Here is a 23,146-nt window from a genome sequence, read left to right as displayed (position 1 = left end):
GAGGAAAGGAAAACCACGGAGAGCGGCGGGAAAGCAGGAATACTGAGTGGTCGCTATGTCCAGCTTGTTTTCAAAGCGTTCCTTTTTCCTTGCGCAGACGTTAGTGTTTGTTAGATTGCCCCCGTCGCTACCTCCATGAAGTGTTTTTCCGCGTGTCTCTTTCTCGTGTGTTCAGCTATCCATCCCGCTGTTGCTTCAACGAATGTTCCGTTGCTCCGGGATGCGGCGCTGCATTTGTCCTTCCTGAGAATTCTGGTGGAAGATCCTGTGACCAAAATTATTCCCCAGTTGCTGCTGGGGATGTCATGCGTTTATGAAGATCAGCTTGGGGGCCCCGTTTTTTATGAAGAGGCCCCGGAAGAGCTTGTCTGCACGGATTCAACGGGAAGAAGCCTGAAGATTTACAGGGTTTCCGCCGATGCAACCAAGGCGTCCGGCGTGGGACACGGTGATCCCGTCTGGTTTGCCGTCGCTATCCAGCGCCCTGATCCCGGTGCGGAGTGGGTGCGCCTCCGGGGATTTCTTTTGTGCGCTTTTGCTGATGACCTGGTGGAGCTGCCCGCTGTAGTCCTGCCTCTGCTGGAGGAAGGAACCAGGGTGGAATTGCCTCTTGAAAAGCCGCGGAAGGACAAGGTGGCCCTTACGCTGGAAAAAAACTTTAACCGCTGGAATCTGAAGGTGGAGGGAAGGAGTGATTTTTATTTCAATTCCATGAGTGTCAGGGAGGAAAACGGGCTTCCCCTGAAAGGCCGCGGCGATTTGAACAGCCGGGGCAGGAAGATGCGCATGTGGGGGAAGGATTACCGTGTTTCCGCCCGCTGCCGCTCCTTGCGCGTGGTGGTTTCCTATTGGAATAAGCGCATGTTCCGCAAGGTGCCCGTAGATATGAAGATCGGCCTGGGAGGGGCTGCCATTCCCGGCTGTTAGTCCGAATAAGCAGATGAAATGGTTTGTCACAATCGCCTGCTGGTGTGCGGGAACGCTGATGGCGGCGGATGTTCCCATCAAGAGCGCTTCTTATTCCGGCACCAGCTTGAAGGGCCCCGTCATCGGGCTGTCTTCCATGGGACTGGTGAGGGGGGAGCCTTTTAATTTCACCAAGACAGGCATCGTGCTGTATTGCGTGTTTCCCGGTTCTGAAATGCTGGCTCCGGAACAGCCGGAACAGGAATTGACGGCTGTCGATTCCAATGGCGTGCGTCTGAGGGTGCGCTCCGTCCGTCTATGGGAAGGGGTTATTGAGGACAAGAGCTTGAGGCGGGTAAACGTGAGCCTTAATTTAAAGGATGTTCCTTCTCCGGGAGCCCGCTGGATTCAGGTGAGCGGCACTCTTTTTCTCCCTTTGTGCCAGGGGCTGGAGTCTCTGGATTTCGGGATGGTGGAATTGAAGGAGAGCGGAGTTTCCATTCCGGTGCCGGACCCTATTGCCGTGCGGAGAGCCCTGGAGAATAACCGGGTGGAGGTAGCCGACATGTCCAAGCTGGAGACGGTGACGCTGAAAGTGACCAGGCAGACGGGGCGTAGCCGTCATGCGCCGGCGAACGAACCGGGGGAGGAATGGAAGTTCATGGTGTATTCCGAGGTGTATTCGGAGAAGATGTTCCGGGCGGAGGATTTTGTGTTTCACGATGTGAAAGGCGCAAGATTGAAGCCTGTCCCTACCTGCGACCATTCTTATAATGAATACAGGGGGAAGTCCTTCCTGTTCAGGAAATCGCCCCGGTTTGTAGAAGTGGCCGCCCTGTACCAGGGGGCCTCCCGCATCAGGCCGGTTCCCGTGAATATCAAAATAGGGATAGGCGGCGTGGTGCCGGAAGTCCTTCCGGCGCCTGCGGAGGTTCCTCAGGCAGATTCCGGTTCCCGCTGATTGGTCTCCAGCTATCGCCGATTGCCTCACCATTTGAGAAGGGCGTTGCCTCCCTGGGCGAATCCGGAGAGCAGGGTGCCTGCCGCGGCGGTTTTCTGGGCTCTTGCATTGGCGCGGCCCATGTACTGTTCCATGTTCGCCCGGTTGTACAGGGACTGGGCATTCCTCATGGCTGCCGCCGCTTCATCCTGAATCCGGGTTTGCAGGCGCGTCGCCAGGGCCTGTTCCCTGACCGGCACGGAACCATCCCGGAGCAGGGAGGACTGGGCGGCGTCCAGGCGGGCGTCGCCCATTTGCCGTGTGGCGTCCTGCTGCATGCGTTTGGCATTTTCCACGCCCGTCTGTTTCTGGAGGTCCGCCTCGTTCCTGAGGGTGGCGGCGTTTGCATCCGCCGCCTGCCTGGTGGCTTCTGCACTTTTTTTCTGGGCGGACGCGGAGGCCGCGCCCGCTGCCGCCGAAGTGGCGGCCAGTGTTATCATTCCCAAAGATGCTGGATCAAATCCCATGCGCGCATCCTGATACGAAAAACGGTTCAGGCGCAAGACGCCCGAACCGTTTGACATGAATCAGGGTTTGGCACAGAAGGGTTGCTATTCAATCACGATGCTTTCAATGTTCAGCACCGGATTTTCAGGAGTGGAATGAGGATCAATGGTTCCGGTAATGATGACGGCGTCACGTTCCTTCAGCCCGTTCACACCTTTGGCGGAGTGTTTGATGGGCTGGCCCTGGTCATCCACAAATTGAACGGTCATCGTGTTGTTTTTCCGTATTTCCACCGGCACCGTTCCGGTGGACCACACTCCGCGCTCCTTCATGTTGGCCAGGAGCTGGGCCGGATCCCCGATGGTGAAGGAGGCAATATTTTTTGAGAAAACGGGTTCATCCCCCAGTACGGCTCCCTTGACGGTGACTTTATCGCCTGGCGCCGCTTTTCTGGCATCCGAGACGACGAGTGCCCGCGGGAGGCCTACCATGTTTTCCGCGAATCTCACGGCCATCTGCTGGGTGACGTTTTGATCGGAGGTGAGGGCATTCACGGTTTCCTTGGGGTTGCAGCCCATCAGGGAAACGGCGGCCATGGTCAGGGTAATGAAGTGTGTGGCTTGCATGGAATCTCCTTTTTGCTGAAAGGTTGGATTCCTTTTCACCTTCTGCCGTTCATCCTTGCCGGTAAGGAAAAGAATATTTTTCACAGGAACAAGCCGGCCGCCAGCATGAGGAGGTCCCTGAGGGCGTCCCACAGCCTTTCCGCATTGTGGACGCAGTCCGTCAAAAAGCGGTGCAGGCTTACGGCGTTGAACAGGCGCAGCAGCACCAGGAAGAGAAGCAGGTTGGCAAAGTAAACAAGGATTAGGGAGAAGAAGGTTCCGTTGTCCGCCAGGTCCGGCTGGTCCTTGGGGATGATCCATGCCGTCCAGAACAGGTGGAAGCACCACCAGAAGCCCAGGCCGGAGTAAAGAAGGGCCTGGCAGGTGACCGTGGGCCAGAAGAGGTACGCCATCCCCCAGACCAGCCCCCACAGCATGGCCCAAAGAGGCAGAAAATAGGGAGAAAGGGAGATGAAGAGGTTGTTTTTATCCGTCTGGATGTATCCCCCATCCAGATCCGCCTTGAAGGCATGGATGGAGCCGCGGCTGCAAAAGACCGCCAGCACGTGAGTCAGTTCATGGCCCAGCACGTACAGGTACAGCAGGGATGAGGTGAACAGCCTGCTGCTGCCCAGCACCACCCACACGGCCGCCCCCATCAGGGCGTACCATACGGGGATGGAGAAGAGGATGTTGAGACTGCCGGAAGCGTGGGCGAGCTGGTCGCACAGGGACATGGCCGTAATCAGGGCCAGCGGGAGCAGAAGAAGGGTGGCTACGGCGTGCCTGACGAACCGGGTTTTGCGCGGAAGGTCCATGAAGGTGAATTCCTGGCATTCGTCCTCCCAGCATTCGGAGGTGACCTGGGCGCGGTAGGTCTTGTCCCAGGCGTCACGGTTGCATTGCCTCATCATGTCGCCAAGGCTTGCCGTGGAGCGCGGCTTCCGGGCGGTTTCTGCATACCGGCGCCAGTCCTGGCGCGGCGGTGTGTGTCTGGGTGCCTTGGGCATGCGGTGGTGAAGTGCAAGGCCAGCATAAGGGGACTTCCGCATAAATGCGAACCAAATTTGTTGCTTCCGGAAAGCGGGGGAAAAAATGTTTTATGCGCGCCGGAACTTCCTGTATAATCCACCGCATGCAAGATGCTCTGCTGGTTCTGGAAACTTCCTGCGCGCAGTCTTCCGCCGCGGCATGGGGCGGAAAGGAACTGCTGTGCCGGGTGGAATGGAGAGCTGAACGCAACCATTCCTCCGCCATCTTTGAGGCGGTGCGCCAGGCGCTGGATGCCCTGGAAGGACGGTGTTTAAAGGAAATTGTGGTCGGTTCCGGGCCCGGCGCCTACGGGGGAATCCGCGTGGCTCTTGCCGTGGCGGACGGCCTTTCCCTGGTGCACGGTTCCCGCGTGGCGGCGTTTTCCTCCTGGAACGGACTGGGCATTCACGACGGGAAGGCCTGCGTGATGTCCGACGCCCGGCGCGGCGGCTGGACCTGGGGAAGGCTGGAAAACGGCATTCTGGCGGCCGCTCCGGAAGTGCTGCCCGCAGAGCAGGCCCGCGCCCGCATGGCGGAATGCCTGGAAAATGGCGTGCCCGTTTATTCCACGGAAACGGCGGAAACTCTGGCAGCCCGGGAAATGACGGGGGGCGTTCCCGTGTACCCGCATGCAGAGGCTCTGGGAGTCGCATGGCAGTCCCTGGCCGCGGGCCGCAGGGAGGAACTTTTGGAAGGTCCGGCGGAACCGCTGTATGTAAGGGCGCCCCACATCACCTGCGCCAAACGCCCCGCGTGGGCCGTGAAGGCGTAATTAAGGTTTGACTTTCTGGAAGATTGTTAGACTTTTAATCGGTAATCTTCATCACTAGTAGCATTTTTTAAAACATGAGCAATGACACTTTTTCCGCACGACACACATATCCCAAAGGTTTAAAAGGAATCATAGCTAATGAATCTGCCTTGAGTGATGTGCGCGGTGAGGAAGGGCGTCTGCTGTATCTGGGCTACGATATTGATGACCTGGTGGAGATGTGCTGTTTTGAAGAAGTGATTTACCTGCTTCTCAACAAGCGGCTGCCCAACCGGGATGAGCTGGAGGGCATCAAGAAGCGCCTCCGTTCCGACCGCGACCTTCCCCAGCCCATTCTGGATTTCTTTAAAACGGCCACCAAGTCCGCCCGGCCCATGTCCGCCCTCCGGACGGCGGTTTCCATGCTCGGCATGTATGACGACCGGACGAAGGATTCCGGCCAGTTGAAAGAGATAGGCCTCAGCCTCATCGCCAAGGTGCCCGTGATGGTGGCGTACTATTACCGTCTGTGCCAGGGGCTGGACCTTCCCCCCGTGCGGGAGGATCTGAATGAGGCGGAACATTTCCTGTGGCTGCTGAAAGGAGAGGAGCCGAACCGGGATGAAGCGCACATTCTGGACGTGGCCTACATCCTGCATGCCGACCATGGCATGAATGCCTCCACCTTTGCGGCGCGCGTCTGCATCGCCACTCTTTCAGACATGTATTCCGCCATCACGGCGGCCATCGGCACGTTGAAAGGGCCGCTTCACGGCGGCGCCAATGAAGGCGTGATTGAGATGCTCAAGGAAATAGGTACGGAGGACAAGGTGGATTCCTACATTGAGGACAAACTGGCGCGGAAGGAAAAGATCATGGGCATGGGCCACCGCGTGTACCGTGTGCTGGATCCCCGCGCTCCGCATCTGCGCCGCATGGCCATCCGCCTTTCCTCCCGGATCGGGGAACCCAAGTGGATCCGCATGTCGGAACGCATCGCCAAACTTGTCCGGGAACGCAAGGGGCTGAATGCCAATGTGGATTTTTATTCCGCCACGGTTTATTACAGCATTGGCATTCCCACCAGGCTGTTCACCGCTATTTTCTCCATTGCCCGCTGCTGCGGCTGGGTGGCCCAGGTGCTGGAACAGATGGAGGACAATACGCTGTACAGGCCCCTGACCCTTTATACGGGCCCCAAGGACCGCATTCCGGTGCCTACCATTGACATGCGGTAAAAGTTTTTTAACGGAAAAGGCGCCGGAGGTAATCTCCGGCGCCTTTCCTGTGTCGGCTCCCGCGCTTTTCTGCTTCTCCTCTCTCCCTCATGAAAAATTATCCCTTCTACCTGCTGGCGGTATTCGCCGTGCTGTTCATTGCCCTTGGCATTTCCCCTTCTTCCCGTTCCGTCTGGGTGGCGGAGGTGATTCCCGTGGCGCTGGCGGTCGTCCTCCTGGCGGCCGGGTTCCGGAGATTCCGTTTCAGCAACTGGTCCTACACGCTGATGTTTTTCTGGCTGGCCTGCCATACGGTGGGGGCGCATTACACGTTTGCGGAAGTGCCTTTCGAGTGGTTCCGGGAGCTGGTGGGAGCCCTCCGGAACCCGTTTGACCGGGTGGCCCATTTTACGGTGGGGTTTTATGCGTTTCCCGTAGCGGAGTATCTGGTGCGCAAGCAATATGCGGGGAAAGTGCTGGCGGGGATTTTCGGCCTCTTTTTCGTGATGGCTGTAGCCGCGGCGTATGAAATCATTGAATGGCAGTATGCGGTCATTGTGGGCGGGAATGACGCGAATGATTTTCTCGGCTCCCAGGGCGATATATGGGACGCCCAGAAAGACATGTTCTGCGATACCTGCGGCGCTGTCGCCTCCCTGATTCTCTTTTATCTGGTGCGCCCCTGGCGGCGGAAGGGCGCGGAGACCGCTTCTTCTCCTGGCTAGGGAGCTCCTTCCATTTCCGATTGGACCGCCGCCGTTGCCGGGAAGTCCATTCATGCCCGTGGCCTGTCGTGACTGGGGCGGCAAGAAGGATTGCTCCGGTCTCCGTGTCAGATGCCGAGCTGGCGCAATCCTTCATAGAGGACAATCGCCACGGCGGTGGAGAGGTTCAGGCTGCGGGAGCCTTCTCCGGGCATCGGAATGGTCAGGGCGGTGCCCGCGTGTTCCTTCAGCATGCTTTCCGGCAGTCCGCGGGATTCCGGGCCGAAGACCAGGTAATCCCCCTCCCGGAAATCCGCCTCCCAGTGGGAGCGGCGCGCCTTGGTGCTCAGGTACCAGAACCGCGCGGAGGGATCTGCCGCCTGTTTTAACTCCTCCAGGCTGTCCCAGACATGCAGGTCCACTTTGGCCCAGTAGTCCAGTCCCGTGCGCCGCACGTGCTTTTCATCCAGGCTGAACCCCAGTGGCCGGATCAGGTGGAGCCTGGATCCCGTTGCCAGCGCCAGCCGCCCCGCAGCCCCCGTGTTATGCGGAATTTCCGGATGGAACATGACGATGTGGAAACGGGGCTGCATGAACCTATTTTCACCACAAACGCGCCTTCCGTTCAAGTGGGACTTGTCCAAAAGTGGCAAATAATGTACGTTTCCTCCGATGAGAGACATCGTGTATTTTGACTTGGAAACCCGTCATTCCGCAGCGGAGGTGGGCGGCTGGCACAATACGGCCGACATGCGCGTTTCCGTGGGCGTGACTTATTCCACGGCTTCCGGCAAGTACACGATTTATTCCGAGGAGATGGTGGACGACCTCATCCTGCAGCTTCGCCAGGCCGACCTGGTGGTAGGGTACAACCACGAGCATTTCGACTACGGCGTGCTCCAGCGCTATACGATGTGGAATATGATCGACATCACGAACAACCTCGATTTGTGCAAGGACATCGAACAGCGCGGCGGCGTGCGCGTCAAGCTGGATTCCGTGGCCGCCGCTTCCATCGGCTCTTCAAAAACGGCCGTGGGCACCCAGGCCCTCAAGTGGTGGGCGGAATACGTGCAGACGGGAAATACGGACCTGCTGATGGATATTGCCCGCTATTGCTGTTTTGACGTGAAGGTGACGCGGGATGTCCACTGGTACGGGGCGGAGCACGGTTTCATCCGTTATGACGACAAGAAGGGCGGCCAGGTGGAGTTGCCCGTGGATTGGAAGTTATAGTCCCTTTCCCGCGGCGGCTTTTCTATAGGGCGTTCCCGCTCACTCCGGCAGAATACAGAGCGGAGAGCAGGGAAACGGGAACGGCCTCCGGAAAGGAAGAAGCGGACGGCGTTGATTAACGGCGGTTGATGCGGGCCACTTCCCGCTGGGCTTCCCGCATTTCCACGCGGGCCTTCAGGTCATAGCGCTGGTCGCGGTGGGTCTTGCCTTTGCCAAGGCCCAGTGCCAGTTTTACCTTGCCGTTTTTCCAGTACAGCTTGAGGGCGACCAGGGAACAGCCTTTTTGGGAGGTCTGCTGTTCCAGTTTGAAAATTTCCCGTTTGTGGAGCAGCAGGCGGCGCGGGCGGCGCGACTGGTGCTGAAAGAACTCTCCGGCAGTTTCCCACGGCTGGATGTCGCAGCCGTACAGGAGCATCTGGCCGTTTTCCACCCTGGCGAAGGAATCGGCGATGTTCACCTTGCCGGCGCGGATGGATTTGACCTCCGTTCCCTTGAGTTCCATGCCGCATTCGTAGGTGTCCAGGATTTCGTAATCCCGGCGGGCTTTCTTGTTGGTGGAGATGTCGGAGCTCATGACTGGAGGGGAGGGATGAAAAGGCCCCGGGCTGGAAGAGCCGGGGGCCTGGTTGAAGAGGGGATGTTCCGTGCGGAAATCCGGGCCGGAACGGCAATAAGGGGGACGTGCTTTTTACTGGCTGTCTTCCTGGAGGCTGTCGGATTCCGCATGATAGACGAGCTTGCCTTCAACGATCTCCGTCAGGGCAATGTTCGCGTTGCCCATGTGGGGGGTGGTGGGGACCAAGGGAGCGCGGCCATTGTTGAGCTGGGCAACGCGGCGGGAAACCACGTTGATCAGCATCTGGGGCTCGGGAATGATTTTGGCGGCTTGTTCGACGAGTTCGGCTTTCATGTAAAAAGGTCTAGGTAGGATCTCCTGATGCGGAAAGACATATACAGGCTGCGCCTCCCCCTAATCAAGCCTATATTACGGCATGAGCTCCCTTCGTTCACGGGAGTCCAGCTCCTTCCACGCGCCGGGTTCCAGGCCGGACAGGGTGAACCTCCCGATCCGGACGCGCAGGAGCCGGAGCGTGGGAAACCCGATGGCGGCGGTCATGCGCCGCACCTGGCGGTTTTTTCCTTCCACGAGCGTCAATTCCAGCCATGAGGTGGGAATGGCTGCGCGGTAGCGGACAGGAGGATTGCGGGGCGGTACGTCCGACTCTCCGTGCATGGGGCGCACCCGGCAGGGCAGCGTGCGGTACCCCTGGATGGAGAGGCCGCCGCGTTCCAGAGGAAGCAGGTCCGTGGCGGACGGAACGCCTTCCACCTGGCTCCAGTAGGTTCTGGGATGCCGGTTGGAGGGGTTCAGGAGGCGGTCCACCAGGGCTTTCTCATCGGATAAAAGCAGCAGCCCTTCCGAATCCGCGTCCAGCCTGCCGACGGGATACACGCCGGCAGGAAAGCCGAATTCGGCCAGTGTCCGGTGGTGGGGAGCCTCCTGCGTGAATTGGGAAAGGACCCCGTAAGGTTTGTTAAACGCCAGAATCATGCCGTGCGCGGCAAGCGTAGCATGGGGCGCCGTCTTTGGCACGAGAAATTGAAGCGGCTTGACTTGCCCGCGCCGGGGAAGGAAAGTAACCCCATGCATGGAAAAATGGCAGGTTTTATCCTGATGCTGGCGTGCTGCGTGCCCGGCTGGGTTCAGGCGGCTCCGGATGCAGGAGAAGTGAAGGCGAAGATCGCGCGGAAAATCTGGCAGAATGAATGCGCCGGAACAGTAAAGGGGCTGGTTTCCTGGAACCGGGGGGAGGCGTTCCCCTCCCTGGGCATTGGGCATTTCATCTGGTTCCCCGCCGGGATTACGGAAAGGTTTGAGGAAAGCTTTCCCTCCTTTGTCCAGTTTTGCCGTAAGAGGGGAGCACGCGTTCCGGAATGGTTTTCCGGCGCGGCCCCGTGGCGCACCAGGGCGGAATTTGAAGCGGCGGACGTACGGGGCGGCCTTCCTGAACGGATGCGCCAGTGGCTGTCCAGCCCGGCGGCTCTGCAAATGCAGGCGGATTTCATTATTGCCAGGTCCGTGGCTGCCCTGGGGCGCATCAAGAGCCAGTCCCGCCGTCCGGCGGAAATGGCTGCCCGCTACAATGCCGTGGCGACGGCGCCCAACGGCATGTATGCCCTGATTGATTACGTGAATTTCAAGGGGGAGGGAACCAACCCCGCGGAACAATACCGGGGGCAGGGTTGGGGGCTCAGGCAGGTGCTGGAGGAGATGCGCCCGGCCTCTCCCGGACAGCCTGCGGCGGTTGAGTTTGCGGAGGCGGCCAAAAGGGTGCTCCAGCGTCGCGTGGACAACAGCCCGCCGGCCCGCGGAGAGGCGCGCTGGCTTGCCGGATGGCGGAACCGGTGTGATTCCTATAAGAGAAGCCTGTGACGAATTCCTTTCCCGGCGGAAAAGACCAGTTGCGCAATTATCCTTGACCTGCCGGGGATTAGGGTGTAATTCCCTCACTTCATCCTGAAACTTCGCTAATTTTATGCCAAACACTCAAGAAGAAACAACGCTGATTTTGCTGAAACCCGATTGCGTGCGGAAAAACCTTTCCGGCACCATTTTGAAACGTTTTTTGTCCGAAGGGTTTCGCCTGCGCGGCATAAAGATGATTCAGCTTGACGAGCCGGTCCTCCGGGAACATTACGCCCATATTCTGGACCTTGTCGTCAATGGGGAACCGCTTTTCCCGAAACTGCTTGATTTCATGACCAGCTCTCCGGTCATCGCCATCGCCCTGAAGGGGCCCGGCGTCATTGTACGCGTGCGCGAACTGCTGGGGCCCACCAATTCCCAGAAGGCGCAGAAAGGCACCATCCGCGGCGATTACGGAACGGACAGCATGATGAACATCTGCCATGCTTCCGACAGCCGGGAATCCGCCGCCGTGGAACTGGTGAGATTCTTCCGGGAAGAAGAGCTGTTTGACAGCCTTAATTAAGGTTTTATCCTTTTTCCATCCGGTTTGTGACGGGCCGCGGCTGTAAAACGGCTGCGGCCTCTGTCGTACCGGGAAGCGCCTTTATGGAAAGGAAGGGAGTGCCGGAGATTGGGAGGACGGGCCGGAGGCTCCGGGGAGGAGGGAAGGAGAGGGAGCAGCGGATTACTTTTCCCAGGGAGTGGTCAGGTAAAGGAAGGCCTTTTTCATGCGGTAGGCCTCCCGCATGAAGCCGTCCAGGATGTTGTTGCAGCTCTGCTTGGAAAAGGAATAGCCGTAAACGCGCTTGATGGCGGCGTCTTCGCTGTGCTGCTTCTGGCGTTTTAATTCGGCGTCCATGTCCCGGCGTTCCACATTGGGGGCGCTCAGGTTGTCGCCGTGCCAGCGGAAATCCGCCAGCAGCCTGTTGTAATGGACAAACTTTTTTCCGGCACGGCCCAGGCGCGCGTAATATTCCCCGTCCATATCGTAGCGGAACCGTTCGTCCAGCAGAAACCCTTCTTCAATCGTGGTGCTCCGGCGCAGGAACAGTGCGGTGGAGGCCAGGTAGGTTCCGTACCAGATGTGCATGTTCAGGCTGTAGGGAAGGGCTTTCATGGGCCGCTGGAGGGCTCCGTCCGGGCCGATGAAGTTCCAGGCGCCGTGCACGATGTCCGCATCCGGCCGGGAATCCGCAAAAGCCTTGACCGCAGCCAGAGCGCCCGGCAGCAGCCGGTCGTCCGTATTCAGCCACATGACCCACTTGCCGCGTGCCTTGCGGAATCCGCGGTTGATGCCTTCCGACATGCCGGAATCCTTTTCCACATGGAGTTTCAGGTGCGGATAGGAATTCAGGATGTCCAGCGTTCCATCCGTGGAGCCCGCATCCTGGATGATGTGTTCAAAGGTGGCCCCTTCCTGGTTCTTGACGCTTTCAATGCACTCCCGCACGTACCTGGCGTAGTTATAGCTGGGCGTGACGATGCTGAAATCCGGTTCGGTATCCATGGGGAGGGCTAGTTGGAAGGAGCGATGGAGCGTTCCCTGGCAATGTAAATGGGGCGCTTTTTAACTTCCGTATAGGTCTTGGCCAGGTACTGGCCCAGGATGCCCAGGCACAGCAGAACGATGCCTCCCATCAGGCAGAAGACGCACACCATGGAAGTCCAGCCGTAGGCGGAATGGGGCCAGATCAATTCACGGATCGTCAGTACAATGATGGAAAGGAAGGAAATGAAGGAGAGGAGCACCCCCATGATGGAAGCCAGCGCCAGGGGAGCGGTGGAAAAGGCCACGATGCCTTCAATGGAATACAGGAACAGTTTGAAGAAAGACCACTTGGTTTCTCCGGCTACCCGTTCCACGTTCTCGTATTCAAACCATTTGGTGCGGAAGCCCACCCATTCGTACAGCCCCTTGGAAAAGCGGTTGTATTCCTTCAGGGAAAGCAGGGCTTCCAGCACGGGGCGCGTCATCAGCTTGTAATCCCGGGCCCCGTCCACGATGTGCGTGTCCGATATCCGGTGAATCGTCTTGTAAAAGGCGCGCGCGAAGAAGGACCGCAGCAGCGGTTCCCCCTGCCTGGTGACGCGGCGCGTGCCTGCGCAGTCGTATCCTTCCTCCTCGATGGCTTTCACCATCTCCGGAAGCAGGGAGGGAGGATCCTGAAGGTCCACGTCCATGACGGCCGCGTAATCTCCCGTAGCGGCTTCCAGCCCCGCATAGATGGCGGCTTCCTTCCCGAAGTTGCGGGAAAAGGAGATGAATTTCACCTCCGGGGAATGCTCTGCCAGTTTCTTGACCATTTCCAAGGTATGGTCCGTGGAACCGTCATCCACGAAGATGAGTTCCAGGGCATAGGCCGCCAGGTGTTCCTTGAAAACCCGGTCTACTTCTTGCTTGAACGCCGGAATGGCCTGTTCTTCATTCAGGCAAGGAACAATCAGGGAAATGCGTTTCATGGCAATGCCCGGATCATACGCCAGAACCTGTCCGGATGCCAGCAAATAGTGCCCTGTACGCAGAGCGGCCTTCCTCTGCCGGAGAGGGAGGAAGGCTGCCGGAAAAAAGGGCCGTTCGCGGAGAAAAAGGAAGGATCAGAACTTCGGCAGGTTGCCGATGTCGTCTTCGTTTTCAGGGGCATGCGGGTCTTTGAGATCGCTGTCCCCGTCCTTGCCGAAGGACCAGAAATCATAATCCGGATTCAGGCCGTTGCCCATTTTCAGGTTCTTGGCATTGGCGGATTTGGTGGGGATGGCCTGCTCGCTGCCCAGGCGGTAGCGGTAGGGGGAGCCCCACGGGTCCGCCAGAATGTAGAGGGTGACCGGCCTTCCGTCCTTGCTTTTCACGTGGACTTCCCGGACGGTCGGGTTGCTCTTGGGCTGGGTGGCGGGGTTCAGTTCGTCATTGTAAATGGTGGTATCCCTGCCGGGCACGCCTTCATTCTTGTGATCCCCGAACAGGGCCATGTAAACGACGTTGGAGCTGTATTCCTCACCGTTTGCCACGGCCACGCCGTGATTGTTGAAAGGGGCTTCCGTACCGTAGGGGTAGCGGTCATGGTCGCTGTGGTAGCTTTCCAGCCCCATTTCAATCTTGCGGACGATGGATTCCGTGGCCTGCTCGTTCTTTCTGGTTTCAAGCCAGGTGTAGATGGAGATGGTCAGCGTGGCCAGCACCACGATGATGACCATCACCACCAGGATTTCCATGAGGGTGAAGCCCTTTGCCACCCGGAGGCGGCTGTATGCGGAGCGAATCTTCATCTGGTTCTGCGTAGGGAGGTTAACCCATTTTTTCAATGACCTGCAGTAGGGGCAGGAACATGGCGAACACGATGCCGCCCACGACCACGGCCAGGAATACGATCATGATGGGTTCCAGCATGGAGGTCATGGCCCCCACGGCATTGTCCACTTCATCATCGTACACGTCCGCGATCTTGAGGAGCATGTCCGGAAGCTGGCCGGTTTCTTCACCCACGTCCACCATGGAGATCACCATGGGCGGGAAGAGCTTGGAGGAAGACATGGGCGTTACCACGGATTCACCTTCCTTCACGGAGTCATGGATGAGGCCGATGGCGTCTCCCACGATCATGTTGCCGGCGGTGTCCTTGGTGATGGTAAGCGCCTGGAGGATGGGAACGCCGGAGGTCACCAGCGTGCCGAAGGTACGGGCGAAGCGGGCGATGGCGCTCTTGCTCTGCACGTTGCCGATGACCGGCATGGTCAGCAGGGCGGAGTCAATCTTGCGGCGGCCGTTGGGCGTCTTGCTCATGGCCGTGAAGATAGCGTACAGGATGGCGACGACGGCGGCCAGAATGACGGCGTTGGGCACGAATAAGGGCGCGGCCATGAACCAGTCACTGATGCCGAACACGAATTCGGAAATGGCGGGAAGCTCCTGGTTCTGTTCCGCGAACATCGCCTTGAATTTGGGAACGATGACCAGCATCAGGAAGATCACGATGCCCACCGCAATGAACAGCACGATGGAGGGGTACACCATGGCGGAGATCACCTTGCTCTTCAGTTTTTGCGCCTTTTCCTGGTATTCCGCCAGGCGGTTCAGCACGACTTCCAGCACACCGCCGAGTTCACCGGCCTTCACCATGTTCACGAACAGGCGGTCAAAGATTTTGGGATGCTGGGCCAGGGCTTCGGAGAAGGTGGAGCCGCCCTGCACGGAATCGCCCAGGGCTTCAATGGTCACGCGCAGGTTGGGGTTCGCCTCCTGCTTGGCCAGCACGTTCAAGCTCTGGAGCAGGGGAAGCCCTGCGTCAATCAGGGTGGCGAGCTGGCGGGTGAAAATCATCAGGGCCTTGGCCTTGATTCTGCCGCCCAGCCTGCCTTTTTGCTTCTTGCCTCCCTTGGCCTTCTTCTTGGCGGCGGGCGTTTGCTGAATCTTGCCTTTTCCCGCTTCTACGATCTGGGTGGGGTACAGGCCATGCGCCCGGATGGATTCCATGGCCTCCGCTTCGGAATTGGCCTCCAGGGTACCCGTTTTCTGGTCGCCTTTATGGTCAAGTGCTGTATATTGATATTTAGGCATATATGTGGTGTTTTAAGTGTTTTCTGCTTGGTGGTTGAAATGGTGGGTGCGGTATCCGGCTGTCCATTAAGTATACTTCAGCACTTCTTCAATGGTGGTATTGCCGTCGTAAATATTTCTCAGGCCGTCTTCACGCAGGGTGGACATGCCCATTTCAATGGCCTTCTGCTTCAGCACCACGGAGGGCGCGCGGTCCGTAATCATGTCCCGCAGGGTATCGTTGATATCCAGAAGCTCGTAGATCCCCTTGCGGCCCTTGTAGCCGGAGTTGGAGCATTTGTCGCAACCGCGGCCCGTGAAGAAATGCTTGTCTCCCAGTTCATAGGGAGACACGCCAAGCTGGGAGAGGATGGTGGAGGAGGGTTCATACGGCGTGCGGCAGTCCGGGCAGATGGTGCGCACCAGGCGCTGGGCCAGCACCCCTTCCAGGGAGGCTGCCACCAGGAAAGGTTCGCAGCCCATGTCCACCAGTCGCGTAATGGCGCCGGCGGAGTCGTTCGTGTGCAGGGTGGAGAGCACCAGGTGGCCCGTCAGGGATGCCTGGATGGCGATCTGGGCGGTCGCCATGTCTCGCATTTCCCCCACCAGAATGCGGTCCGGGTCCTGTCGCAGGAAGGCGCGGAGCACCATCGGGAAATCCAGGCCAATAGCTTCATTGATCGGGATCTGGATAATGCCGTCGATGTCGTATTCCACGGGGTCCTCCGCCGTCAGCACCTTGGAATCAATGGTATTGATTTCCCGCAGGGCGGCATACAGCGTGGTGGTCTTGCCGGCGCCGGTGGGACCGGTGACGATGAAAATGCCGTTGGGCTTGTGGACCGTATCCAGAATATATTCATGAATATGCGGGGGGAGCCCCAGGTTGTCCAGGTTCAGGTTGACGGAAGAGCGGTCCAGCACGCGGAGCACCACGGATTCACCGTACTGGGTGGGCAGGGAGGAAACACGCATGTCCACCGCCCGGTTCCCTATCTGCTTGACGATTCGGCCGTCCTGCGGAACGCGGCGTTCCGCGATGTTCATGTTCGCCATGACCTTGACGCGGGAAATAACCGGGACGGACAGGTGAACGGGCGGCGGCTGCATTTCATAAAGGGAGCCGTCCACGCGGTAGCGGATTTTGAATTCCTTTTCAAAGGGCTCAAAGTGAATGTCGGAGGCTTTTTCCTTAATGGCCTGCGTGATGACCAGGTCCACAAAGCGGATGACGGGCGCGGCGGCGGAATCTTCCGTTTCATTGTTGACCTGCATGTTGTTGAGCTCCTGCATCAGGTCCGTCATGGCGGCGGATTCCCCGCCGTACAGTTCGTTGATGCGTTCGGAAATCTGGTAATCCGGAGCGATGAGGACGTGGATGTCCTGGCCGAGGGCGAAGCGCAGGTCCTCCACCGTCTGCGGATTCAGGGGGTCCACCAGGCAGACGTACAGGCCTTCCGGGCCGTGCCGCACGGGCAGGGCGCCGTGCAGGCGCACGAGCGTGGCCGGCATCATGTTCTGCACGTTCGGGTCCGGCTGGAAGTTGTCCAGCGTAATGAATTCCGTCCCCAGGTCGCTGGCGATCATCTGCCAGATATCGTCCTTGCTGCCGATGATGCCGAAGTCTGCCAGCACTTCCGGCAGCTCCTTGCCGGAGACGGTCATTTCCTCCTTGATGTCCTTCGCCAGGGATTTGTCGATCATTCCCCGGCCGATAAAAAGTTCCAGTGTAAGATTGGTGTCCATAATAATCAGAATGAATTGCGGGGGAAAATCAGTTGGCGTCTCCCATGGTGACGTTCAGCACTTCTTCCGGAGAGGTGAGGCCGGCCAGCACCTTGCGCACGCCGTCCTCTCTCAGGGTTCTCATGCCCAGTTCCCGGGCGCGCTGGCGCAGCTGGGGGGAGGTCAGGTTCTCGTTGATCATGCGTCGCACTTCGTCGTCGATCTCGAAAATTTCAAACAGGCCCATCCGGCCCTTGAACCCGCCGCCGCGGCAGAAGTCGCAGCCGTGGGGGGCCTTGATCTGGCCCGGAGTGAGACGGGACATGTCAATGTTCAGCGTATGCGCCTGCTTTTCCGTCAGCACGCCGTCCACCTTGCAGCGGTCGCACAGCTTGCGGACAAGGCGCTGGGCCATGATGGCCCGGACAGAAGAGGCGATCAGGAAGCGTTTGATGCCGATGTCCGCCAGACGGGCCACGGCGCTGGGGGCGTCATTGGTGTGGAGGGTGGAGAATACCAGGTGACCCGTCAGGGAGGCGTTGATGGCGATGCTGGCCGTCTCCATGTCTCGAATTTCCCCGATCATGATGATGTTGGGGGCCTGGCGGAGCATGGCGCGCAGGGCGGCGGCAAAGGTCATGCCGATGTCCGCCTTTACCATCACCTGGTTGATGCCGGAAAGTTCGTATTCCACGGGGTCTTCCACCGTGATGATCTTTTTATCCGGGCGGTTGATGTGGTTCAAGCACGCGTAAAGGGTGGTGGTCTTACCGGAACCGGTGGGGCCCGTTACCAGGATGATGCCGTCCGGAAGAGTGATGAGGCGGTCGAACACGGCTTCGTCATCCGAGAAGAACCCGAGCTGGGGGAGGCCCAGCACCAGGGCTGACTTGTCCAGAATACGCATGACGATGCTTTCCCCATGGTTGCTGGGCACGGAAGACACGCGGAGGTCAATCTGCTTGCCGCCGATGTTCATCTGGATTCGGCCGTCCTGGGGCATGCGCTTTTCCGCGATGCTCATGGTGGTGCTCATCACTTTGAGGCGCGCGATGATGGGGCTGAGCAGCTTCTTGGGATGAGTGGCCACCTCCACCAGCTTGCCGTCCACGCGGTAGCGGATGCGGAGCCGGTTTTCCATGGGCTCAATGTGAATGTCGGACGCCCGCATCTTGAAGGCGTCCGTCAGCATCTGCTGCACCAGGCGGATGATGGGCGCGTCTCCGTCGTCCCCGTCCAGGCCGGCGGCGTCTGCCGGAACGGTCAGGTCACGGTAAAATTCTTTCAGGCGGCTTTCCACCGCGCTGTGGGTGGCGACGCTGAAAATCACGTCGCGCCCCATCAGTTGGGGCAGGCTGTCCATGGTTTCCAGATTCAGCGGGTCGTCAATGGCGATGTTGACGGAAAAGCCGTCGTCGGAAATGGGGATGGCCCGGAAGCGCCTGGCGAGCTCCGGCGTGATGAGTTCGCGCACCTCCTGGGGAATGTGCATGGAGCCCAGGTCCACGACGGGCAGCAGGGATGTGGAAGCCGCCACCTGCGCGATGACGTCTTCTGTAAGATAATTGGCCTGGATCAGGAAATCGACCAGGTCCTGGGTGGGAGATTTTTGACTGCGCGCGTATTGAAGAATCTCTTCATTCAGATAGCCGGCCTGCGTAAGAAGTTCGATGAGATATGATTCGTTGGAGTACACGTCGATCTCTGGAGTCTATGGTTGGAAGTCTGCCGAAACGGGACGGCAGGATACTCCCCTATTTCTGACAGGTTCGAGGCGTAAAGTCAACTTAGCTTCCCTCAAAAGGGCATTTTTTTTCAGGTGCGGAGGGGGAAGGGGAAGACGGCCTTCCTCCCATGCCGCTTGCCGGGCCTGCGGAATCTCCCGGAGGGCGGGATTTTTCCCGCTCTCAGGAGCGCCGGCGGGGAAGGGTGGAAAGCAGGTCTTCCAGCTCCGCCATGCTGGAGACGCGAGCCAGGCGGGAGCGCATTTCCTTGGCTCCCGGAAACCCCTTCGTGTAAGCCAGAATGCGGGACCTCATGTGGCGCATGGTGTGGAGTTCGTCCCCGTAATGGCGGGACTCCAGGGCCATCCGGGCATGACGCAGGATCAGGTCCGTCTTTTCCTGCGGATCCCTGGCCGGAGGCATGGCGCCGTGCAGCAGATAATATTTGGCGTCTCCGAAAATCCATGGATTCTCCATGGCCGCCCGGCCGATCATGACGCCGCTGACGGCTGTGTTTTCCTTCACGTACGCTACCGCCTGCGGGGTGGAAATATCCCCGTTCCCGATGACCGGCACGGACATGGCCCGTGCGCATTCGTCAATGATGTCCCAGTTGGCCGTGCCGGAATACTGCTGGGAACGGGTGCGCCCGTGAATGGTAATCATGGAAATTCCTTCATCCTCCAGCAGGCGGCAGGCGTCCATGGCGCACAGGCTCTGGAAATCCCAGCCAATGCGTATTTTGGCCGTGACGGGGATGCGGTCGCCCACGGCTTTCACCACGCCTCCGGCCACGGAGGCCAGCAGGGGAAGGTCTTTCAGCAGGGAGGACCCTCCATTTTTGCCCACCACTTTGGGGACCGGACAGCCGAAGTTGATATCGATGAAATCCGGTTTCTCATGGTCCAGGATTATTCTGGCGGCCTCTCCCATGTGGTTCCCGTCCGCGCCGAAAAGCTGAATGCCTATGGGGCGGTGCGCGTCTTCTATCTTCGTGTACCTCCGGTTTCTCTCCCATGACTGGAGAATGCCTTCCGCAGAGACGAACTCCGTCACCATGACGTCAACCCCCAGTTCCTTGCAGATGGTGCGGAAAATAGGGTCCGTTACTCCGGCCATCGGAGCCAGGAACAACGGGAAATCCGTTTTGATAAACGGCAGGGAAGCGGAAGCTGGGCGGTTGGAAAAAGTCATGATTCCTTAGAATGAGGCTAGCATGGGCCCATCTCCCGTTCAAGCGTCTTGCCCGTCCTGATGAAGAAAGCGGGGTGGGGAAAATGCAGGCGGCGTGCAAATGCGGCCCTCTTTTGAAAAAGCCTTTATGGAACGCCGCAGGCTTCTGCGGCATCTGAGAGAATATGCGGTCATGGGCCGCAATTTTTGATATTGGTTCGCTGGCGCTCAGTTTTTCCGGTTGCCGCAAAGGCTTGTGAAGCCCCTGACGGTTTTCAGGCCAGGGCGTGTGCCGGACTGGATACGTACATGTCCTGGAAGGGCGGCGTTGACGCATGCCGTCAATGAAAAACGGCTTCACCTGGGAGTGAAGCCGTTTGACGAAAGGTTGAAAGATCGCTTTTAGTGGTTGCCGCAGCCGCAGCCCCCGTCCTTGTGATCGTGGTCGTGGCCGTGGTCGCAATTGCCGTCGCAATCGCAGCTTTCCTTGTCGCAGCTGCCGCCACAGGAGCAGGAAGTCTGGGCGCTCATGGCGCGCTGCCGGGCTTCCTCGATTTCTTCCGGAGTGGGCGCACGGCCAAGGTCGATGGACATGCCCAGATAATGATTAATGGTGTTCAGGAGTTCATCGATGGTCTGGCGGGCTTCCAGGAAGCCGCGGGCGGCATCGTTCTTGACCACGTTTTCACGCAGGGTATCGAACTTGGAGATTTCCTCTTCCGTGGGGGGCATGCCGGCCAGGTGCTTGTTGCGCAGTTCTTCTCCGTAGGCGTTTACTTCTTCAAAAAGCTTGGTTGCCTCCGGATTCTGGAAAAAGAGGCCGATTTTTGCCTTGGAGGCCACAACCTGGTCTTCCTTGGCAAGCAGGTTGCAAAGGGCTTCCGTGGCGGCGCGCAGGTTGTCATTGAGAACGGGGGTATTCATATAAGGTTCATTTAATCATGCCTTTCCGGACAGGGCAACCCGGTTGCGAGGCATGGCGTACATTTCCGTGTCACGGCCTGTTGCGGATTACAAATCCGAAGTCAATACTACTTTTTCATATCAAATGCATTTCTCCAACTCTACCCATTATTTCCCCGGATATTCTTAACAAGAAGAATATTTGTTAGAAATTGTCATATATGCTTGAATATGATGAATATTCTTCTTACATTTGCATTGTTGCCTATCTAGTTCGGATTTGTAATCCGCACAATCCCACTTGTTGCTACCCAACCTATGACAGGGAAAAATGATTCCATAGCTATGCTGGGGTGGAAAATCCCGCTGATGCTTCTTATCTGGTCCGTTATCGTGATTGGAGCGTGTTCGGATACCTCTCCCTTGTACTCCTTTTATCCATCTCCGGACCCTTCCATTTTTTTCATGTTCGGGCGGGGGCTGCTTCACGGGCTTCTCCCCTATGTGGAAATGGCGGACAGCAAGGGGCCCCTGCTGGTTTGGATTTATTATGCCGCCGCGTGGATTGACGGGCATTCATTTGCCGGAATATTCCTCATTCAGTGCGTAACCCTTTTTACGACGCTTCTGCTGGCTTGCGGGACGGCGCGTTTTTATCTGTCACAGCGCGGCAGCCTGCTGGCTTCCATGCTATTGTGCCTGTTTCTGTTTGATTCGTTTCCCTTCCAGCGCGGGGGAGGGGTGGAGGAATTGTGCTGGCCGGGGATGGCGGCCGTGGTTTACGGGCTGGTCCGGTATTTCCGGATGCGGGACAGGCGCAGCCTGCTGTTTCTGTTCGGCACGGCCGGGGTATTTGCCGGGGCAGCCTCCATGATGAAGTTCTCCATAGCCTTTCCCGTGTGCGCTTTAGGCGGGGTTCTGTGCCTGTGGCTGTGGTGGAACGGGCGGAGAAAAGAAGCGGCGGTGGCTTTAGGGGTGGCGCTAGCCGGCTTCCTGGCCGTGGTTGTCCCCTGTTCGGCCTGGCTGGTATCCAACGGTGTTTGGAAAGAAGCGATGAATGAGTACCTGTTGTGCTCCGTGCGTTATGGAACGGTGTCCCAGGATACCACATGGTGGGCCAGGCTGCTCAGGCCGGCTCCGGTCCGCTGCCTGTCCGACGTACTGATGTGGGTGGCCGTCATCTGGGCTCTGGCGATAGCGGGCTGGCGTCAATTAAAAACGCAAAAGGCGCTCCTCTTTACGGCCCTGCTGTATATCTTCTTCAAGGTGGAGATGTTCAGCGTGTACAACTACTATTACAATTCCATCCTTTCACCCATGATGATCTGGGTGACTATCTTCTTTGTGGCCCGGGCGGAACGGCGCTTTTCCCTGTGCATGCCGCGGATGGCGGCCGCAACGCTGGCAATCGCCTGCCTCACGGGGGCCGGAGTGGCTGCCGGGCTGACGGGCGCCGTCCGGAAAGGAGACTTTGTCTGGAATGGCAGGGAGTTTTATTCCCCCGCCGTCCGGGAACGGCTGGCCTCTTTTTCCGAAGCCTCCGTCCTGTATCTGGGCTGGCTGGACAGGGGCTTCGGCATTACCTGGGACTGGAAGCCGTGCGGAAGATACTGGTTCCTTCAAAACTTCCCGTCGGAGGAAATGGTCAGGGAGCAGTATGATTACATTGAGCAGGGTATACCGGACATCATCCACACCAGTTCACGGGATGATGATTCTTTTCTGCGGCAGCACGGCTATAAGCCTTTGATGCCGGAGCTGGACGGGGGATTCTGGTGCCGGGTGTCACAGGGGGACGGCGAGCCTTCCCCCGAAGAATAAAAGGACCGCTCCATGAATAAGGCGGTCCCTGGAAAGTGGGAAGTAGCTGAGTCGGCGATTAGTGCGCCTTGCAGAATTCTTCGAAGCGGTCCAGCGCTTCCTTCAGCACGTCCGGCTTCTTTCCGTATCTTGTCTGCATTCTGGTAGAACGGGATAATTTGTCCTTCAATCCATCAGTTTTTTGAGCCGGGGAAGCTCCGGTTCTGCAAAGAACGGTCTGTCTGAATAGGCTGAATGGGGAATGACTTTTCTTCCCCTGCTTCAAAAGAAGTTCACATTGAGCAGCCGGATTCCAATGTTGCGAACCTTTCGGAGCTCCATAACCAGTTTGATGAGTTCTTCGTTGATTTTACGCTTGGGGCTATGGCGCGGCCGCCGGGTTTGCGCTGTAAGTCCTTTTTTCCCTTTTGCTTTCATTTTCATTGTTTCTTTCTGACTCAGTGTTGAAGCGATTTCTATGAATCTCACAATCAATTATTTGTATCAAAATCGGATTTCCAATCCGGAGACAAGCTATAAATTTGAAAAAAAGCATTTAATACAAAATTATTTGGACCATAGACAGAAAATTTGAATGGACGGAAGACGTGCATTCGGGAAAGAAACAGATGGGAATTTTTCTATTCTTCCTGTTGCCATCAGGATTTTTCAAGGAACCAAAAAGCTTGTCGTCAAAATGTTATAGGTTAGTTGCATTGATATTATTTCCCGTTCCAGGGATGGAGCCTTCTTTCAAGCCGTTGGCGCATGGGCCCTGTCTCCGGATTGGAAATCCGCTAATTTGCATTCATTCCCTACTGGAAAACATGACATTTATATCCATGAACCATTCAGCGTCACGATTTTATCTCCTGCTAAACTTATCCTGTTTTGCTGCGCGCGCAGCTGCCGATTCCCCAGT

The 23,146-nt window shown here is 58.0% G+C and carries 24 protein-coding genes; 9 read left to right on the top strand and 15 right to left on the bottom strand.

What is annotated here, in order from left to right:
- Positions 1 to 267 precede the first annotated feature (267 nt).
- Positions 268 to 927 (top strand): hypothetical protein, encoded by a 660-nt coding sequence (locus tag HJW02_RS01230; RefSeq protein ID WP_146018135.1) that lies wholly within the window; start codon positions 268 to 270, stop codon positions 925 to 927.
- 13 nt (positions 928 to 940) lie between these two features.
- On the top strand, positions 941 to 1,867 hold the full coding sequence (locus HJW02_RS01225) for a hypothetical protein (protein WP_022396616.1): 927 nt from the start codon (positions 941 to 943) through the stop codon (positions 1,865 to 1,867).
- 26 nt (positions 1,868 to 1,893) lie between these two features.
- Here HJW02_RS01225 and HJW02_RS01220 read toward each other — a convergent pair whose 3' ends face one another.
- From HJW02_RS01220 to HJW02_RS01210, 3 genes are all read right to left on the bottom strand, one after another.
- Positions 1,894 to 2,346: a hypothetical protein gene (locus tag HJW02_RS01220; protein WP_102726967.1), complete on the bottom strand. Its 453-nt coding sequence runs from the start codon at positions 2,344 to 2,346 to the stop codon at positions 1,894 to 1,896.
- A gap of 111 nt (positions 2,347 to 2,457) precedes the next feature.
- The gene (locus HJW02_RS01215; protein WP_022396618.1) at positions 2,458 to 2,979 is read right to left on the bottom strand and encodes a hypothetical protein; all 522 of its coding nucleotides are present in this window, start codon (positions 2,977 to 2,979) and stop codon (positions 2,458 to 2,460) included.
- 80 nt (positions 2,980 to 3,059) lie between these two features.
- Positions 3,060 to 3,968 carry a hypothetical protein gene (locus tag HJW02_RS01210; RefSeq protein WP_102736324.1) on the bottom strand — a complete coding sequence of 303 codons (909 nt, stop codon included), beginning with the start codon at positions 3,966 to 3,968 and terminating at the stop codon, positions 3,060 to 3,062.
- 125 nt (positions 3,969 to 4,093) lie between these two features.
- On the opposite strand from HJW02_RS01210, the gene tsaB reads away from it, so the two are divergent.
- The 3 genes from tsaB to HJW02_RS01195 all read left to right on the top strand — a co-directional run bounded on the left by tsaB (position 4,094) and on the right by HJW02_RS01195 (position 6,683).
- On the top strand, positions 4,094 to 4,762 hold the full coding sequence (gene tsaB / locus HJW02_RS01205) for a tRNA (adenosine(37)-N6)-threonylcarbamoyltransferase complex dimerization subunit type 1 TsaB (protein WP_022396620.1): 669 nt from the start codon (positions 4,094 to 4,096) through the stop codon (positions 4,760 to 4,762).
- Positions 4,763 to 4,836: 74 nt separating this feature from the next.
- A complete protein-coding gene (locus tag HJW02_RS01200) occupies positions 4,837 to 5,979 on the top strand; it encodes a citrate/2-methylcitrate synthase (RefSeq protein WP_022396621.1) in 1,143 nt (380 codons plus the stop codon).
- 89 nt (positions 5,980 to 6,068) lie between these two features.
- Complete coding sequence (locus HJW02_RS01195; RefSeq protein WP_022396622.1) at positions 6,069 to 6,683, top strand: DUF2238 domain-containing protein; 615 nt, start codon at positions 6,069 to 6,071, stop codon at positions 6,681 to 6,683.
- 107 nt (positions 6,684 to 6,790) lie between these two features.
- Here HJW02_RS01195 and HJW02_RS01190 read toward each other — a convergent pair whose 3' ends face one another.
- A complete protein-coding gene (locus tag HJW02_RS01190) occupies positions 6,791 to 7,255 on the bottom strand; it encodes a tRNA (cytidine(34)-2'-O)-methyltransferase (RefSeq protein ID WP_022396623.1) in 465 nt (154 codons plus the stop codon).
- 79 nt (positions 7,256 to 7,334) lie between these two features.
- Here HJW02_RS01190 and HJW02_RS01185 point away from each other — a divergent pair, with 79 nt between their 5' ends.
- A complete protein-coding gene (locus HJW02_RS01185; protein WP_022396624.1) occupies positions 7,335 to 7,898 on the top strand; it encodes a ribonuclease H-like domain-containing protein in 564 nt (187 codons plus the stop codon).
- A gap of 115 nt (positions 7,899 to 8,013) precedes the next feature.
- Here the strand turns inward: HJW02_RS01185 and smpB are convergent, their stop codons facing one another.
- The 3 genes from smpB to HJW02_RS01170 all read right to left on the bottom strand — a co-directional run bounded on the left by smpB (position 8,014) and on the right by HJW02_RS01170 (position 9,450).
- Entirely contained in the window at positions 8,014 to 8,472 is a 459-nt protein-coding gene (smpB, locus tag HJW02_RS01180) for an SsrA-binding protein SmpB (RefSeq protein WP_022396625.1), read from the bottom strand.
- 114 nt (positions 8,473 to 8,586) lie between these two features.
- Positions 8,587 to 8,808: a DNA-directed RNA polymerase subunit omega gene (locus HJW02_RS01175; RefSeq protein ID WP_022396626.1), complete on the bottom strand. Its 222-nt coding sequence runs from the start codon at positions 8,806 to 8,808 to the stop codon at positions 8,587 to 8,589.
- Positions 8,809 to 8,883: 75 nt separating this feature from the next.
- Positions 8,884 to 9,450, bottom strand: coding sequence for a pseudouridine synthase (locus HJW02_RS01170; protein WP_022396627.1), 567 nt, complete (start codon positions 9,448 to 9,450; stop codon positions 8,884 to 8,886).
- A gap of 105 nt (positions 9,451 to 9,555) precedes the next feature.
- Here HJW02_RS01170 and HJW02_RS01165 point away from each other — a divergent pair, with 105 nt between their 5' ends.
- Together HJW02_RS01165 and HJW02_RS01160 are read left to right on the top strand one after the other, a co-directional pair.
- Positions 9,556 to 10,332: a hypothetical protein gene (locus tag HJW02_RS01165; RefSeq protein ID WP_146018134.1), complete on the top strand. Its 777-nt coding sequence runs from the start codon at positions 9,556 to 9,558 to the stop codon at positions 10,330 to 10,332.
- A 103-nt stretch (positions 10,333 to 10,435) separates the two neighbouring features.
- A complete protein-coding gene (locus HJW02_RS01160) occupies positions 10,436 to 10,891 on the top strand; it encodes a nucleoside-diphosphate kinase (RefSeq protein ID WP_022396629.1) in 456 nt (151 codons plus the stop codon).
- Between the two features lie 162 nt (positions 10,892 to 11,053).
- Here HJW02_RS01160 and HJW02_RS01155 read toward each other — a convergent pair whose 3' ends face one another.
- From HJW02_RS01155 to HJW02_RS01120, 8 genes are all read right to left on the bottom strand, one after another.
- Entirely contained in the window at positions 11,054 to 11,875 is an 822-nt protein-coding gene (locus tag HJW02_RS01155) for a glycosyltransferase family 2 protein (RefSeq protein WP_022396630.1), read from the bottom strand.
- A gap of 8 nt (positions 11,876 to 11,883) precedes the next feature.
- Positions 11,884 to 12,828, bottom strand: a complete 945-nt coding sequence (locus HJW02_RS01150; RefSeq protein WP_022396631.1) for a glycosyltransferase family 2 protein — start codon at positions 12,826 to 12,828, stop codon at positions 11,884 to 11,886.
- Positions 12,829 to 12,963: 135 nt separating this feature from the next.
- Complete coding sequence (locus HJW02_RS01145; RefSeq protein WP_102722532.1) at positions 12,964 to 13,632, bottom strand: prepilin-type N-terminal cleavage/methylation domain-containing protein; 669 nt, start codon at positions 13,630 to 13,632, stop codon at positions 12,964 to 12,966.
- 19 nt (positions 13,633 to 13,651) lie between these two features.
- Complete coding sequence (locus HJW02_RS01140; RefSeq protein ID WP_022396633.1) at positions 13,652 to 14,920, bottom strand: type II secretion system F family protein; 1,269 nt, start codon at positions 14,918 to 14,920, stop codon at positions 13,652 to 13,654.
- Positions 14,921 to 14,986: 66 nt separating this feature from the next.
- Positions 14,987 to 16,645 (bottom strand): GspE/PulE family protein, encoded by a 1,659-nt coding sequence (locus HJW02_RS01135; RefSeq protein ID WP_022396634.1) that lies wholly within the window; start codon positions 16,643 to 16,645, stop codon positions 14,987 to 14,989.
- Between the two features lie 28 nt (positions 16,646 to 16,673).
- Positions 16,674 to 18,320 carry a GspE/PulE family protein gene (locus HJW02_RS01130; RefSeq protein WP_022396635.1) on the bottom strand — a complete coding sequence of 549 codons (1,647 nt, stop codon included), beginning with the start codon at positions 18,318 to 18,320 and terminating at the stop codon, positions 16,674 to 16,676.
- Between the two features lie 211 nt (positions 18,321 to 18,531).
- Positions 18,532 to 19,542, bottom strand: coding sequence for a tRNA dihydrouridine synthase DusB (dusB, locus tag HJW02_RS01125; protein ID WP_102722533.1), 1,011 nt, complete (start codon positions 19,540 to 19,542; stop codon positions 18,532 to 18,534).
- A 381-nt stretch (positions 19,543 to 19,923) separates the two neighbouring features.
- Entirely contained in the window at positions 19,924 to 20,445 is a 522-nt protein-coding gene (locus HJW02_RS01120; RefSeq protein ID WP_102722534.1) for a YlbF family regulator, read from the bottom strand.
- A 297-nt stretch (positions 20,446 to 20,742) separates the two neighbouring features.
- On the opposite strand from HJW02_RS01120, the gene HJW02_RS01115 reads away from it, so the two are divergent.
- Entirely contained in the window at positions 20,743 to 22,245 is a 1,503-nt protein-coding gene (locus tag HJW02_RS01115; RefSeq protein ID WP_102722535.1) for a glycosyltransferase family 39 protein, read from the top strand.
- Positions 22,246 to 23,146 lie beyond the last annotated feature (901 nt).

It is taken from the genome of Akkermansia sp. GGCC_0220 (assembly GCF_017566105.1).
GTDB classification, from domain to species: Bacteria; Verrucomicrobiota; Verrucomicrobiia; order Verrucomicrobiales; family Akkermansiaceae; genus Akkermansia; species Akkermansia massiliensis.
This window is presented reverse-complemented; position numbering and strand designations above follow the sequence as displayed.

What these genes read in the sequence shown, in the direction of transcription:
- HJW02_RS01225 (WP_022396616.1), top strand. Translation starts at nt 941, where the DNA reads ATGAAATGGTTTGTCACAATCGCCTGCTGGTGTGCGGGAACGCTGATG.
- HJW02_RS01220 (WP_102726967.1), bottom strand. Translation starts at nt 2,346, where the DNA reads ATGATAACACTGGCCGCCACTTCGGCGGCAGCGGGCGCGGCCTCCGCG.
- HJW02_RS01215 (WP_022396618.1), bottom strand. Translation starts at nt 2,979, where the DNA reads ATGCAAGCCACACACTTCATTACCCTGACCATGGCCGCCGTTTCCCTG.
- HJW02_RS01210 (WP_102736324.1), bottom strand. Translation starts at nt 3,968, where the DNA reads ATGCCCAAGGCACCCAGACACACACCGCCGCGCCAGGACTGGCGCCGG.
- tsaB (WP_022396620.1), top strand. Translation starts at nt 4,094, where the DNA reads ATGCAAGATGCTCTGCTGGTTCTGGAAACTTCCTGCGCGCAGTCTTCC.
- HJW02_RS01200 (WP_022396621.1), top strand. Translation starts at nt 4,837, where the DNA reads ATGAGCAATGACACTTTTTCCGCACGACACACATATCCCAAAGGTTTA.
- HJW02_RS01195 (WP_022396622.1), top strand. Translation starts at nt 6,069, where the DNA reads ATGAAAAATTATCCCTTCTACCTGCTGGCGGTATTCGCCGTGCTGTTC.
- HJW02_RS01190 (WP_022396623.1), bottom strand. Translation starts at nt 7,255, where the DNA reads ATGCAGCCCCGTTTCCACATCGTCATGTTCCATCCGGAAATTCCGCAT.
- HJW02_RS01185 (WP_022396624.1), top strand. Translation starts at nt 7,335, where the DNA reads ATGAGAGACATCGTGTATTTTGACTTGGAAACCCGTCATTCCGCAGCG.
- smpB (WP_022396625.1), bottom strand. Translation starts at nt 8,472, where the DNA reads ATGAGCTCCGACATCTCCACCAACAAGAAAGCCCGCCGGGATTACGAA.
- HJW02_RS01175 (WP_022396626.1), bottom strand. Translation starts at nt 8,808, where the DNA reads ATGAAAGCCGAACTCGTCGAACAAGCCGCCAAAATCATTCCCGAGCCC.
- HJW02_RS01170 (WP_022396627.1), bottom strand. Translation starts at nt 9,450, where the DNA reads ATGATTCTGGCGTTTAACAAACCTTACGGGGTCCTTTCCCAATTCACG.
- HJW02_RS01165 (WP_146018134.1), top strand. Translation starts at nt 9,556, where the DNA reads ATGGCAGGTTTTATCCTGATGCTGGCGTGCTGCGTGCCCGGCTGGGTT.
- HJW02_RS01160 (WP_022396629.1), top strand. Translation starts at nt 10,436, where the DNA reads ATGCCAAACACTCAAGAAGAAACAACGCTGATTTTGCTGAAACCCGAT.
- HJW02_RS01155 (WP_022396630.1), bottom strand. Translation starts at nt 11,875, where the DNA reads ATGGATACCGAACCGGATTTCAGCATCGTCACGCCCAGCTATAACTAC.
- HJW02_RS01150 (WP_022396631.1), bottom strand. Translation starts at nt 12,828, where the DNA reads ATGAAACGCATTTCCCTGATTGTTCCTTGCCTGAATGAAGAACAGGCC.
- HJW02_RS01145 (WP_102722532.1), bottom strand. Translation starts at nt 13,632, where the DNA reads ATGAAGATTCGCTCCGCATACAGCCGCCTCCGGGTGGCAAAGGGCTTC.
- HJW02_RS01140 (WP_022396633.1), bottom strand. Translation starts at nt 14,920, where the DNA reads ATGCCTAAATATCAATATACAGCACTTGACCATAAAGGCGACCAGAAA.
- HJW02_RS01135 (WP_022396634.1), bottom strand. Translation starts at nt 16,645, where the DNA reads ATGGACACCAATCTTACACTGGAACTTTTTATCGGCCGGGGAATGATC.
- dusB (WP_102722533.1), bottom strand. Translation starts at nt 19,542, where the DNA reads ATGACTTTTTCCAACCGCCCAGCTTCCGCTTCCCTGCCGTTTATCAAA.
- HJW02_RS01120 (WP_102722534.1), bottom strand. Translation starts at nt 20,445, where the DNA reads ATGAATACCCCCGTTCTCAATGACAACCTGCGCGCCGCCACGGAAGCC.
- HJW02_RS01115 (WP_102722535.1), top strand. Translation starts at nt 20,743, where the DNA reads ATGACAGGGAAAAATGATTCCATAGCTATGCTGGGGTGGAAAATCCCG.